This window comes from Marinovum sp., assembly GCF_034669705.1.
Classification (GTDB): domain Bacteria; phylum Pseudomonadota; class Alphaproteobacteria; order Rhodobacterales; family Rhodobacteraceae; genus Marinovum.
Genome location: NZ_JAXMOR010000002.1, coordinates 1 through 12,558, shown reverse-complemented (window position 1 = coordinate 12,558; position 12,558 = coordinate 1). Strand labels below are relative to the sequence as shown.

General features: G+C 66.5%; 11 protein-coding genes and 1 pseudogene. 9 read left to right on the top strand and 3 right to left on the bottom strand.

Annotated elements, in window-relative coordinates:
- Positions 1-27 precede the first annotated feature (27 nt).
- The 3 genes from VOI27_RS01465 (at position 28) to VOI27_RS01455 (ending at position 2,306) form a co-directional block, all read left to right on the top strand.
- Complete coding sequence (locus VOI27_RS01465) at positions 28-795, top strand: EcsC family protein (RefSeq protein WP_323763510.1); 768 nt, start codon at positions 28-30, stop codon at positions 793-795.
- Between the two features lie 100 nt (positions 796-895).
- Positions 896-1,213 (top strand): hypothetical protein, encoded by a 318-nt coding sequence (locus VOI27_RS01460; protein ID WP_323763509.1) that lies wholly within the window; start codon positions 896-898, stop codon positions 1,211-1,213.
- Positions 1,214-1,319: 106 nt separating this feature from the next.
- Positions 1,320-2,306 (top strand): LysR family transcriptional regulator, encoded by a 987-nt coding sequence (locus tag VOI27_RS01455; RefSeq protein ID WP_323763508.1) that lies wholly within the window; start codon positions 1,320-1,322, stop codon positions 2,304-2,306.
- Positions 2,307-2,337: 31 nt separating this feature from the next.
- Here VOI27_RS01455 and VOI27_RS01450 read toward each other — a convergent pair whose 3' ends face one another.
- Positions 2,338-3,093, bottom strand: coding sequence for an alpha/beta fold hydrolase (locus tag VOI27_RS01450; RefSeq protein ID WP_323763507.1), 756 nt, complete (start codon positions 3,091-3,093; stop codon positions 2,338-2,340).
- Between the two features lie 116 nt (positions 3,094-3,209).
- Here VOI27_RS01450 and VOI27_RS01445 point away from each other — a divergent pair, with 116 nt between their 5' ends.
- The 4 genes from VOI27_RS01445 (at position 3,210) to VOI27_RS01430 (ending at position 8,255) form a co-directional block, all read left to right on the top strand.
- Complete coding sequence (locus VOI27_RS01445) at positions 3,210-3,584, top strand: hypothetical protein (protein ID WP_323763506.1); 375 nt, start codon at positions 3,210-3,212, stop codon at positions 3,582-3,584.
- A gap of 437 nt (positions 3,585-4,021) precedes the next feature.
- On the top strand, positions 4,022-4,987 hold the full coding sequence (locus VOI27_RS01440; protein WP_323763505.1) for a glycosyl hydrolase family 8: 966 nt from the start codon (positions 4,022-4,024) through the stop codon (positions 4,985-4,987).
- 116 nt (positions 4,988-5,103) lie between these two features.
- Complete coding sequence (locus VOI27_RS01435) at positions 5,104-6,276, top strand: HlyD family secretion protein (RefSeq protein ID WP_323763504.1); 1,173 nt, start codon at positions 5,104-5,106, stop codon at positions 6,274-6,276.
- Positions 6,276-8,255, top strand: a complete 1,980-nt coding sequence (locus VOI27_RS01430; RefSeq protein WP_323763503.1) for a glycosyltransferase — start codon at positions 6,276-6,278, stop codon at positions 8,253-8,255. The genes VOI27_RS01435 and VOI27_RS01430 overlap by 1 nt, the downstream gene beginning before the upstream one ends.
- Positions 8,256-8,260: 5 nt before the next feature.
- Here VOI27_RS01430 and VOI27_RS01425 read toward each other — a convergent pair whose 3' ends face one another.
- Positions 8,261-8,893, bottom strand: a complete 633-nt coding sequence (locus tag VOI27_RS01425; RefSeq protein ID WP_323763502.1) for a hypothetical protein — start codon at positions 8,891-8,893, stop codon at positions 8,261-8,263.
- Entirely contained in the window at positions 8,890-10,119 is a 1,230-nt protein-coding gene (locus tag VOI27_RS01420) for a cache and HAMP domain-containing protein (protein WP_323763501.1), read from the bottom strand. The genes VOI27_RS01425 and VOI27_RS01420 overlap by 4 nt, the downstream gene beginning before the upstream one ends.
- A 600-nt stretch (positions 10,120-10,719) precedes the next feature.
- Between VOI27_RS01420 and VOI27_RS01415 the strand changes: the two genes are divergently transcribed.
- Together VOI27_RS01415 and VOI27_RS01410 are read left to right on the top strand one after the other, a co-directional pair.
- A complete protein-coding gene (locus tag VOI27_RS01415; RefSeq protein WP_323763500.1) occupies positions 10,720-11,208 on the top strand; it encodes a hypothetical protein in 489 nt (162 codons plus the stop codon).
- 206 nt (positions 11,209-11,414) lie between these two features.
- A pseudogene (locus VOI27_RS01410) lies at positions 11,415-12,558 on the top strand (hypothetical protein); the annotation flags it as partial.

Here is a 12,558-nt window from a genome sequence, read left to right as displayed (position 1 = left end):
TAAAGAGGGATAACATCGGGGGCCGCCATGACCGGAACAGAACTGATCTCGCAATCCGCCGCCACACGGCTCGACGCTCTGGCGCTGCGCTATCGCAAGGCCGGCGGCGTCGGGCTGCAGGTGCTCAACCTGGTGGGCGGCCAGGCCGAAAACCTGCTCGAGCGGCTGCCTGACGGGGTCAAGCAGCGGCTGGAAAGCGCCACGGAACGCGCGCTGGCCATCGCCCTCGAAGCCGCCGGACAAAGCCGCGCGCGGCTGGGCGATGCGCCGGGCTGGCTCAACCGCGCGGCGACCACGGCGATGGGCGCGGCTGGCGGTTTCGGCGGGCTGCCCTCGGCGCTGGCAGAGTTGCCGGTGACCACCACGGTGCTGTTGCGCGCGATCCAGGGCATTGCCGCCGAACACGGGTTCGACCCCGACGATCCCGAGATTCGCGCCGAATGCCTGCAGGTCTTTGCCGCCGCCGGCCCGCTCGAGCATGACGACGGCGCCAACATGGCCTTTCTCTCCGCGAGGGTGACGCTGACCGGGGCGACGGTGCATGGCGTTATTGCCCGCGTGGTGCCGCGGCTGGCGACGGTGCTGGGGCAGAAACTGGCGGCGCAGGCGGTGCCGGTGGTGGGCGCGGTGGCCGGTGCGGCGACGAATTTCGCCTATACCAGCTACTATCAGGAGATGGCGCATGTGCATTTCGGCCTGCGCCGGCTGGCGATCGACGAGGGGCTGCCGCGCGAGGCGCTGATCGAGGATCTTCGGCGGAGGCTTGCCATTGCCGGGCGGACGGCCTCAAATTGACGGCTCCGTGAATTGAAATTTACGTGAAATTGACGCAGACTGCCTGAAAAGAAAAGCGGCGCACCCGAGCAAACCCGCGTCGCACCATGAGAGGGCAGTGATGAAACAGGTGATCTACACCCTTGCGTTTGCGGCGACCCTGACGCCGCTCCTTGCCAGTTATGCCTCCGCCGGCCCGATCAGCCGCGCCTGTCTGACCTCCGGTCGCAAGGCGGCGAACTCGAGTCTTTGCGGGTGTATTCAGGCAGTGGCCGACGTGGCGCTGAGCCGGCGCGACCAGCGTCAGGCGGCCAAGTTCTTTCGCGATCCGCATCGGGCGCAGGAAACGCGCCAGTCCGATCGCGCCAGCGACGAGGCTTTCTGGCTGCGCTACAAGGCCTTCGGCACACAGGCCGAACGGAGCTGTCGCGGCTACTGATCCGCGCTGCGCCTCTGAACCCTGACCGCGCGCCCGGGGCGCGCGGGTGGTTGATCCTTGCCGGCAATACATTCACAAACGGCAAAACCGTGCGGAGGGGCAGGGGATGCTGGCGAAGGGTGTGACATTGCGCGGGCTCGAGGTATTCGAGGCTTTGGCGCAGAGCGGATCGGTGGCCGGCGCGGCGCGCAGCACCGGGCTCAGCCAGCCCGCCGTCAGCCAGCAGATGAAGAACCTCGAGACGGCGCTGGGCACCGCGCTGGTCGATCACGGCCGCCGGCCGATGCAACTGACGCCCGCCGGGCGGTCCTTCCTGGCGCGGACCGAAGCGGTGCTGGGCCAGCTCCGGCTGGCGCAGAGCGAGCTGACGGTGATGGATCTGGCGCATTTGTCGACGCTCAACCTTGGCATGATCGACGATTTCGACACCGAGGTAACACCGCGGCTGGCAACGATCCTCGGCGAGAGCCTGTCGCGCTGCCGCTTCAAGCTGGTCTCGGCGCCGAGCCACGAAATCAGCGCGGCGCTGCGCGACAAGCGGTTGCAGGTGGCGGTCGCGGCCTCGCCGGGCGCGGTGATGGCGGGCGTGACGGAGTATCCGCTGGTCCGCGATCCGTTTATTCTGGTGGCGCCGCAGGGGTTTGCTGGCGGTGCGGCCGCAGCGATCAAAGAGCTGCCGCTGTTGCGCTATGACCGCGACCAGATGATCGGCGGGCAGATCGAGGCGCATCTGTCGCGGCTGGGAATCGCCTCGGCGGGTCGGTTCGAGATCGGCTCGCACCTGGCGCTGATGACGCTGGTCTCGCGCGGCATGGGCTGGGCGCTGACCACACCGCTGGGCTACATGCGGGCGCGGCGGATCCACGGCCAGATCACGGCGCATCCGCTGCCGTTCGCCCCCTTTGCCCGCCGGATCTCGCTCTTTGCCAGCCCGGACTGGGCCGATCAGGTGCCGCGCGATATCGCGGCCACCGTCCAGCGGCTGGTGAGCGACCTGGTGATCACGCCGGCGGTGGCGCAGCTGCCTTGGCTGAAAGACGAGCTGCGGCTGCTCGCGCCGGCCTCCTCCGGCACTGGCGGGCCATCATCGTAAAGGCCAATCCGATTTCGGAGTTTCGAAACTGTCAGGCGTCGAGAAAGGCCCGCACCGAGGCCTCAAATTCCCGTGGCTTTTCGGCATGCAGCCAGTGGCCAGCGCCCGCCAGCCTGGCGAACCGCGCCTTGGGAAAGAGCGCACGGATCGCCGGGCGATGTTCCGGCAGCACGTAGTCCGACAGCGCGCCAGAGAGAAACAGGGTCGGCCCCTCGAACTGGCCGGAGACCTCGGGGAAGCCCACGATCTTGTCCATCTCGCGCTTGAGCACCTCGAGATTGAGCTTCCAGCGCTGGCCGGCGATGTCGAGCGACTGGGTGAAGAAGCTCTGCAGCACCGGGTCCGCGACCCGGGGGGCAAGCTGACGGGTGGCATCGGCGCGCTTGGCGACCTGAGACAGGTCGACCGCCTGCATGGCGTCGATATATTGCGTCTGGTCGTGGCTGTAGCCGACCGGGGCGATATCGCCGACCACCAGCTTGCCGACCATCTCGGGGTGGGCCAGCGCCAGCACCATCGCCGCCTTGCCGCCCATTGAATGGCCGACCACGTCGGCGCGACCGCCATGCGCCGCGATCACCTGCGCCAGGTCCTCGGCCATCTCGGGGTAGCCATGGCTGTCGTGCCGGGGGCTGTCACCGTGGTTGCGCTGGTCGACGGTGATGACGTGCCGCGTGTCTGACAGGCGCTTGGCGATCACCCCCCAGTTGCGGGCCGAGCCATAGAGCCCGTGGACGATGATCAGCGGCCGGCCGCCGGGGGTGCCATGATGGATCTGGTTCAGCATGGGGCAGGATTAGCGCGGCGGGGCGCGGGGGGAAACCGGGAAATGCGGGTTTGGCGGGCAGAAGCCGTTGCCCCGTCGCAGCGCGCGGCCTATGGAAGGCGCCGGAGGTGGCGCGGATGCTCGACACACGGGAACTGGAAGGCCGCAGGGCGGCGCTGGCAGAGCTGATCGGCACGCGGCTGCGGGTGGGCGGCGCGACGCTGGAACAGCGGCTGAAGCGGGCCGGCCGGCTGCTGCCGCGCTGGGCCCGGCGCGATGCCGCACGCTTTGTCGAGGCCGGGCGGCTGGCGGCGCATCCCAAGTTGGCGCGGCAGATCGACGAGACCGCGCTCGACAAGGCCGAGGCGCGGTTGCGCCGCTACCTCACCAGCATCGACCCGGATGAGCGCCGGACCACCGCGCGACTGCATCTTGCGGGGGGGATCGTGCTCAAGGTGCTGATCATCGCAGCCGTGTTCCTGGCGGTGCTGCGCTGGCAGGGGCTGCTCTAGCGCGCAGTGGGCTTGGACCGTGTCGAGCGACATGGCACAGGCCGTGGTCGCGCCGGGATGTCGGAGGGACGTTCCATCGGCTGTCCGCTTTGCCGGCCAAGACGCTCGAAGGCTTTCACTTCAGTCTTCAGTCTTCAGCCATCTCTCGACCGAAAACGGATCGCGGCCCTGGCCGACCCGTCAATGCCTGGGCCTCGTCGCTGACACCAGACTGTCGGGCGCACGAGTGGCCCGGGAGACTAAAATCCAGCCCGCAACCCCTTGCTATTACTGAGGGGCCGGCAGGGGGCAGGTCAATGTCCAAGGGATAGCGAGGCGCGCATGGCGGGCTTGCCGTTGCAATGCGTCTCCCTTGGTGCCACCACTGGACCCACCAAGTGGCGTAGCTGGAAGGCACGGCGGCAATGAGGCGGTACGAGATCGACAGACGCAGTCTGATGCTGGCCCTGTTCTGCCTGGCGTCGGCGCCTGTCTCGTCGCAGTCGGGGCAATCGGAGGCCTGGTCGCAGTGGAAAGCGGCCTATCTGGCTCGGGATGGCCGCGTGATCGACGACTGGAACGGTGATATCAGCCATTCCGAGGGGCAGGCCTACGGGTTGCTGCTGGCACAGGCCACAGGCGACCGGGCGGCCTTCGACCGGATCGAAGCCTGGACGCAGGCCAGGCTGGCGGTGCGCCCTGACAAGTTGATGGCGTGGAAATGGCAAGAGAACGGCGCGCGCGATCTGCGCAATGCCACCGATGGTGACCTCTTGCGCGCCTGGGCGCTGCTGCGCGCCACCCGGGACTCCGGCTGGCAGGATCAGTCGGGCAAGGCGGCACTGATCTGTCGCGACTTGGTGGCCCACTGCCTTGCTCCCGATCCGCGGGCACCGCAGGAGCGGCTGCTTCTGCCTGCGAGCCATATGCCGGCCGACGCCGGTCTGGTCATCGTCAACCCCTCCTACTATATGATCCGCGCCATGATCGAACTGGGCGAGGCCACCGGCGAGGTCGAACTGCTGCGCGCGGCGGCCCACGGCGAACGGCTGCTGACCGAGCCGCAGGCGCTTCGCGACTGGATTGCCGTCACCCCGGAGGGCCTTGGGGCGGCCCCCGACTTCTCGGGCGATTTCGGCTGGGACGCGCTGCGGCTGCCGCTGTACCTGTTCTGGTCGGGCCGTCAGGGGCATCCGGCGCTAAAGGCTGCCAGCGCGCGGTTTGCCGCCGCCAGCCTGCAAGGGCATGTCGCAACGGTGACCGATCCCGCGGGGCGACTGGTGCAGCAGAGCGATGCGGCGGGGTTTGGCGCGGTCGCCGATCTGGCCGCCGGGCGGGCCCCGGCCGCGCCACGGCCCGGCCAAGGCTACTACGCCGATACGCTCGCGCTTCTGGCGCAGATCGCCTGGCGAGAGGGCCGGTAACCGCCGCGAGACGGCACCAGAACGGCGTGACGCAATTTGGCAACGGGTCGCGAGAGACTGCTTGCGGCTGTCAAAAGTATGCAATCTAAGGATGCGAGCCAAACAGGAGACAGCGGATGAAACTGCTACGCATGATCCTCAGCATCCTCTTGATCGCCTTTGCCCTCTGGGTGATCATCGCCGAGCAGATGTCGGGTGCGAGCGCCAACGCCTTTATCAACGCGCCGGTGGTGACAGTTCGCGCCGATACCGCCGGCAATCTCAGCCTGCCCAGTACGCCCTTCGGCGCGCGGGTGCAGAAGGGCGAGATCATTGCCGCGGTCGACGACCCGCTGGTCGACACCGTGAGACTGCACGATCTGCGCATGGAGCAGGGTTTCATCGAGGCCGAGATCACCCGGATCGAGGCCGATCTGAAAAGCGCGACCGCCCTGCGCGAGAGCCTGCTGGAGCGGGCCGAGACCTTCCGCAGCGCGCGGCTGGAGGAACTGCGCGCTCGGCTGGATCATGCGCGCATCAGGCTGGCCATTCTCGAGGGCGGCGAGCTGCCCGACACCATCGATCAGGAGGTGCTGAGCCTGGTGGGTGAACTGCCCAATCGCCTGCCGATGGAGCCGGGGCTGGCGCCGCTGGTCCTGGATCACGCCCGCGAACGGGTCGAGGTGCTCGAGATCGCGCTCGAGGCCGCGCAGGAGGGGGTGTTTCTCGGGGATGGCTACAACGACTCTCCCAATGCAGAGCAGCGCGCAACCGAACTCGAGACCGTGATCTCGGAGCTCGAGACCCGGCTCGTCGAGGCTCAAAGCCGCGTCGAGACGGCGATCACCCGCCGCCAGCGCGAAAACCTGCGCGTGCTCGCGCTGGGGGGCGGCGAGATCGCCTCGCCGGTCAACGGGCTCTATTGGGAAATCCTGCAGGCCGATGGCGTCAATGTTCAGCGCGGCGACCCGATCCTCAGACTGGTGAATTGCGACGCGGCCATCGTGACCCTGTCGGTGACCGAGCGGGTCTTCAACTCGCTGAGCATCGGCGACGCGGCCTCCTTCCGCCTGACCGGCGAGACGCCGGTGTACGAAGGTACGGTGGCCCGCTTGGCCGGTGCCGGGGCCGCGACGATCTACGAGGCGCTCGCCGTCGCCCCCTCGCAGAAACATCTGGAGCGCTACGATGTGGCCCTGTTGGTGCCCGAGCTGAACGCTGACAGCGAACGTGGCTGCGCCGTCGGTCGCACCGGGCGGGCGTTTTTCGATGAACGGCCGCTCAACTGGGTCCGAGACCTGTTCAACTGATGCTGCCCTTTCCGCATCTCGGAGAACTCGGTTCCTCTGCCACCCATCTGATGCTGGTGATCGGCGTGGCCTCGGTGATGCCGCTGGTCATCGATCCCAAGCGGCGGTGGCATCGCAGCCTGTTGCTGGGCGTCGCGGCGCTGCTTGCGCTGCGCTACATGTGGTGGCGGGCCACAGAGACGCTGGCGCCGCCCGAGCTCAGCTTCAGCATGATCGGAAGCTGGCTGCTCTTCGCGCTGGAGGCTCTCTCGATCGTCAGCTCGCTGAGCGCCTTCCTCATCCTGTCGCATTTTAAGCTGCGCAGCGAGGAAGCCGACGCCCACGCCGGGTGGTGGGGCGCGCAAGAGCCGAGGGTGGCGATCCTGATCGCCACCTACAACGAGGACAAGGACGTCCTTGAACGCACCATTGTCGGTGCCAAGTACCTGCGGCATCGGAACAAGGAAATCATCATCTGCGATGACAGCCGTCGCGACTGGCTGCGCGCGTTCTGCGAACAGCTCGGGGTGCGGTACATGTGCCGCCCGACCAACGAAGGCCAGAAGGCCGGCAACATCAACCACGCGCTGGACCGACTTGCCGAGGACCCGGTGCCGCCCGATTTCGTGGCCGTGCTCGACGCCGACTTCGTGCCGCACCGCGGGTTCCTGTCGCGCACCCTGGCGCTGTTTCATGACCCCGGCGTGGGCCTCGTCCAGACGCCGCAGCACTTCTTCAACCAGGATCCGATCCAGCACAATTTCAACCTCGGCCGGTCCTACCCGGACGAGCAGCGGTTCTTCTTCGACCACATGCAGCCGTCGCGCGATGGCTGGGGGATTGCGTTCTGCTGCGGCACCTCCTCGGTCGCCCGCTGGACGGCGCTGCGCGAGATCGGCGGGTTCAACACCGAATCCGTCACCGAGGATTTCATGCTGACCCTGGCTCTGCAGAACCAGGGTTGGCGGTCAGTCTACCTGTCAGAGCCCCTGTCCGAAGGGCTCGCGCCGGAGGGGCTCAAGGAATACGTCACCCAGCGGGCGCGCTGGTGCCTTGGCCTGATGCAGATCGCGCGCTCTTCGCTGGGGCCGCTGTCGTCGAACAACCTGCGTCTGCGCGACCGCTGGAGCGTCGCCGATTCGATCCTCTTCTGGACGACCACCTATCCGTTCCGCATCGCCGCCATCGTCTTTCCGCTGCTCTACTGGTTCTTTGACATCATCGTGGTCAATGCGCGCCTGACCGATGTGATCAGCTATTTCGGCGCCTACTATTTCTGGATCCTGCTGACCCTGAACTACCTGACGCGCGGCATGGTGGTGCCGATCCTGAACGACGTCAGCCAGTTGCTGGGGGCCATTCCGATCAGCCGGGCGGCCTTTACCGGCCTGTTCAAACCGCATGGTCATCCGTTCTCGGTCACGGCCAAAGGCGGGGACAGGTCGAAAGTGGTGGTGCAGTGGCGGATGATGATGCCGTTCCTCGCAGGCTTTGTCCTGACCCTGACGGGGCTGCTGCTGGGCATTGTCTTCGACGGGTTTGCCACCTTCGCGGCCGGCGACGGCAAATGGGTCATCCTGTTCTGGAGCCTGTACAACCTCGCGGTGCTGGCGGTGACCTGTCTTGCCTGTATCGAGATGCCGCGCAAGGAACTGCACGTCGGCGACCAGCCGGAGCGGGCGGTTCTGTCCACCGACGGACGCCACCACGAGCTCTGGATCACCTCGCTGACGATGGGCACGGTGCGCATCCGCGGGTTGCAGCTCCCGGTGCGCTCGGCCGGGCACCTGATGATCGCCGACATTCCGGGGCGGATCAGCTTCCGTGTCCTTGCCGAGGTGGGCGACGGGCTGCGGCTGCAGCTTCGTCCGACCGAAGCGCAGCGCGAAGCCCTGTTCGTGAAGCTCTATGCCGACGGTCACGAGCCGGGGGTCACCGAGGTCAATCTCTGGAAGCTGGCCAAGGATATCTTCCGAAGTATCGCGCCCCGGCGCAGCTGAGCGGGTCAGTAAGTGTTGACCGAAAGGCCGAAAAAGATGGACTCGGCCTGAAACCGATAGCCTGCGCGCAGGCTGACCGGGCCATCGTTCAGACGGAAATTCAGTGCCGCGGCCTGTTCGGAATAGGTGTCGCTGCCGCCCGCGGTGAGATCGACCGACAGCCCCTGTCCGTTGCCGACCTGGGCCAGGGTGAACCAGTCGTTGGCGATGGTATTGTACTGCCCCGACAGAAAGACAAAGCCGAAGCCGGTGGGCCGGTAGCTCTCGACGATGAGCTTGCCCCCCAGGGCCACGCCCTCTGTGGCGTCACCTATGCCCAAGCTGGGGCCGATCTTGAGGGTCGCCACGTCGCCGAGCTGAAGATCGCGGGTGACATTGCCGCCGGCGCTCCAGCCGCCTTCATAGGTCGAGTAGATGCCGCCGAAACTCACCTTGCCCCGGGTCGCGGCGACCACGGTGTCGGCGGTGTCAGGCCCCAGATCCATCTGCAGGAAATTGCCGTCGGCAGCGGCACCGCTGGCCACGAGGCACAACGCGGCGGCAAGGAGGCGTACCCTGCCGGTCGGTCTGTGGATGGGGCAGGGGCCTGGGGTGGCGGATGCTGTGCCGACCTGCGCCGGAACTCTCGGGGTGCTCAAGATTTTCTCCTTGCCTGTCTGGTTTGCCTGTCATCCTCGTGCCCGGCCTGGTCCGAGGCCCTGTCCGTTCCGCCCCGGACACCATCTGCGCCGCCCAGCAGAACCTGCAGCGGTGGGGCGTCGCGGTTTTCGATCAGCAGCCTGTGCAGGGCCAGAGATCCCTGTAACCGCGCCAGCGACCGCGACAGGCTGCGCGCCTCATGCGAGCTGCGGCTTTCCAGCGGGAACTCGAAATCACCATCGACCATCGCCTCGGCGGTCTTTGCCAGCTCTTCGACCGGCCGCAGCACGACGCGCGCGACAACCAGGGTGACCAGCAGCACGAAGAGTGCCGCAAGGGTGACGGCGATCACCGAGACGCGCAGAAGCTCCGGCATCACGTTGACCACCTGGCTGGTATCGAGCACCGCAAACACCCGCCAGCCGAAATCCGGCAGATCGTCGCTGACGAAGTTGGGAGAAAAGGCATAGAGCCCGTCGGCCTGGTCGAGCAGGCGGAAGGTGCCGGCGAGGTCTTGGCCCAGTGCGGCCTGCGCCACCACCGCTTCGGGCAGGTCGCGCGCGGTTTCGCGGGTGTCGACAAGGGTCTGGCCAGCGCGGTTCTGTACCACCAGGTCGATGTTCAGCCGTTCCCGCGCGTTCCTGAGGAAGGCTTCGACCCAAGCCATTCGCAGGCTGTAGACCAGCACCCCGGTCACCTCGCGTGTCGCCGGGTCGATGATCGGCGCCGACAGGTTCAGCAGGGATCGGTTCTCGCCATCATCGGCCGCGGCGACGGAGGTTCTGACATGGACATTGCCGACGTTGGGCTGGCGCAGGCCTTCGCGGAACCACCGCCGCTCGCTCACGTCCTCGCCTTCGCGCAGACGGTTGGAGCCGGAAGAGATCCGCCCCTCGAGATCGGCGACCCCGGACCAGGCAATCTGGCCACCGGTCTCGGCCACGGCATCCATGAAGTCATCGACGTCGGCCTTGGACGAGCCGCTGATGTTCTGCGCCACGGCGTTCAGACTGCGCCATTCCCGCTTCAGCGCGGTGTTGAAGCTCAGCCCCACCGCATCGGCGCCACGCAGGACGATATCGTGCCTCAGTTGCTGCTGCGCCTCGTCACTTTTCTGCGTAACGACCACGGCCACGAACAGCGCTGCGCAAATTACGGCTGCAAACAGGGCAGACGCGATCCACTCGAAGGCGCGCGGCAAGGTTTTGGTCTGCAAACTGGTCATATTACGGTCCCTCATCGAATTTTCACCTTCACGTTCGGCTGAACAGCGGAGGCTCGCCGAGCAGAGATATCCTTGAAACCCCTACGCGACTGGGCCGGGTGTATCGCAGATCAGGATAAAGCATCAATGCAGCAGGCCAATATTACTTTTGCGGGTTTTTCTGGGTGGCTGCACAACTTTGGGTTCAGGTTTCCTTGCCTCTGTGCGCTGTGCCGAATTCCTGTGCGGCGCGGGACTTGCCTCCGCCACAAACGCGGGGACGTCTGCACCTGTCTGTCTTTATTATGTGTCCGCGCGCGCAGCAATACGCGTGACATGCAATCCGAAGACGGTTTGGGTCGATGAAGCGGAGCCATGGGGCAACCTCTTGCTGAATGTCTGGGCACCAAGCCAGACTGTCGTCAAATTGGCCGGGCCGGTGGGCTGTCGGAGGTAGCAATATCAAAAGTATACATACTTTAGCTTGTTTTGCCATACTTTTGCCAGAGTTGGGTGGAAGGGTGGCCTCAGATCGGCACGGTGCCGGCATGAAGGAGGCTTACCATGTACCTGAATTCACCCTTTCAGAACAGACAGCCGGACGGGGGAAGACCGCGCCCATTGTCCCCTCCGCCACTGCAGGACCTGCTGTTCGAGGATCTCGAGCAGAGGCAGATGGTGGGCGAGAGCATGCCGCCAAGGGTCTTTTTCTACGGCGATGTCGGGCGCATCGGCGCCGACCTCTGGGTCTGGGCAGCCGGGCAGGGGGCCGAACTGGTGTTGCGGGATGGCAAAGCCGTCGGGCCGCGCTGGGTGGTCGACAATGCCTGGGCATTCGACTGTATGATCGTCGACGCGGAATATCTCGAGGATCTCGAGGATACGGTCGACTTCTGCATGGCTGTCCGGCGCGCCGTTCCGGAGTTGCGCATCCTGCTTGTGTCGACCGAGGTCCGCGAGTCCGACCTCTCTTCGGCGCGGATGCTGGCGTGTGACGCGACCCTGAAATGGCCGGCCGGGTCGCAGGCTCTGGCGGCCGCCGTGCGGGCCACCATCGAGAACCACAGGTGGTTTCTGGCGGCCTGTCATGGCGTCAACGCTCCGGCCTGAGCTTCGAAGACAGGCCGGCGCCGGACGCATGGCGAAAATCGCACAGGTCTGCATACTATAGACAGCTACAGGCGCTTTAGTATGGATTTCTCTCGCGGCGTGGGATATCTGTGGCCTGTGCGCGCGTCGCTTCCTCTCCTGTCACGGGGGTGGTGCCTTGGCGGGTGGGTGCGCGTTTGATGCAGGCAATTCCGGAGTTCACTTGCTTGGCCGACCGTAAGGATCACAGGGATACGCGCCTCCGCGAGACGCAGGGCGAGGCGGTCGCCGGGGTTCCGCCACGTGGCGGGTCAGGCAGCGAATCGGGCGGTCGCGGCGTCGGTGCCTCGGTCACTGCCGGTGCAATCGGCATGGGGCTGGCGGGCCAAAGCGGCTCGGAAGGCGGCATGCAGGCCTTTGCCGCCGTGCCCTCGGCCGAAACGGTCGGCTCGGACGAGGCGACGCCCCGGGGCGAGGCCGGCCCCGGGCTGCAGACCTCTGCGCCGTTGACCCGGACTGCGGCGCCGGCCGGGACGAGCGATGTGCTTGATGACGGCATCGAGGTGGCGTCTGCCCGCGCGTCTGCCCCGCCGGCGCGGGGCCCGGAAGCCGAGGTCTCCGCTCCCGCGTCCTCCGGCGCGGCCTATCTTGTCCGCGAAAACGCGACCGAGCACTCTGTCGAGGCTGCAAGGGCCGCGGCCGGGACGCAGGCTGATCTGGAGGCGGCCCGGACAGAGGCGAGCCAGACCGCGGCTCTCGGCGTGGCATCGGGGGGCACTTCCGCGCCGGTTGTGCTTCCGAGCGAACCCGTGGGTTCTGACGAGGCGCTCGATGTTGTCCCTGAGGGTGCCGAGGAAGAGGCCTCTGGGGAAGACGTGCTGACCGAGACCCTGGGCGATGCGCCGGCCGATGGTGGGGCCGAAAGCGGCTTGCCAGATGGTGACACCGCGACCGATGGGGTCGAGGACGTGCTCTCCGATGTGGGGGGCTTGGTCGACGATCTGCTTGGTGACGACGGCGTGGCTCCCGAGGTAGTGGAGACTGCGACGGACGTAGTTGAGGACGTGCTCTCCGATGTGGGAGGCTTGATCGACGATCTGCTGGGCGAAGACGGCGTGGCTCCCGACGTGGTGGAAACCGCGACCGATGTGGTCGAGGACGTCCTCACCGATGTGGGGGGCTTGGGCGACGATCTGTTGGGCGAAGACGGCGTGGCTCCCGAGGTGGTGGAGACCGCGACCGATGTGGTCGAGGACGTGCTCTCCGATGTGGGAGGCCTCGTCGACGATCTGCTTGGTGACGATGGCGTAGCTCCCGAAGTGGTGGAGACCGCGACCGATGTGGTTGAGGACGTGCTCTCCGATGTGGGGG

Bases quoted from the DNA above. Each gene is read 5' to 3' on its own strand.
- VOI27_RS01465 (WP_323763510.1), top strand. From the start codon at position 28: ATGACCGGAACAGAACTGATCTCGCAATCCGCCGCCACACGGCTCGAC.
- VOI27_RS01460 (WP_323763509.1), top strand. From the start codon at position 896: ATGAAACAGGTGATCTACACCCTTGCGTTTGCGGCGACCCTGACGCCG.
- VOI27_RS01455 (WP_323763508.1), top strand. From the start codon at position 1,320: ATGCTGGCGAAGGGTGTGACATTGCGCGGGCTCGAGGTATTCGAGGCT.
- VOI27_RS01450 (WP_323763507.1), bottom strand. From the start codon at position 3,093: ATGCTGAACCAGATCCATCATGGCACCCCCGGCGGCCGGCCGCTGATC.
- VOI27_RS01445 (WP_323763506.1), top strand. From the start codon at position 3,210: ATGCTCGACACACGGGAACTGGAAGGCCGCAGGGCGGCGCTGGCAGAG.
- VOI27_RS01440 (WP_323763505.1), top strand. From the start codon at position 4,022: ATGCTGGCCCTGTTCTGCCTGGCGTCGGCGCCTGTCTCGTCGCAGTCG.
- VOI27_RS01435 (WP_323763504.1), top strand. From the start codon at position 5,104: ATGAAACTGCTACGCATGATCCTCAGCATCCTCTTGATCGCCTTTGCC.
- VOI27_RS01430 (WP_323763503.1), top strand. From the start codon at position 6,276: ATGCTGCCCTTTCCGCATCTCGGAGAACTCGGTTCCTCTGCCACCCAT.
- VOI27_RS01420 (WP_323763501.1), bottom strand. From the start codon at position 10,119: ATGACCAGTTTGCAGACCAAAACCTTGCCGCGCGCCTTCGAGTGGATC.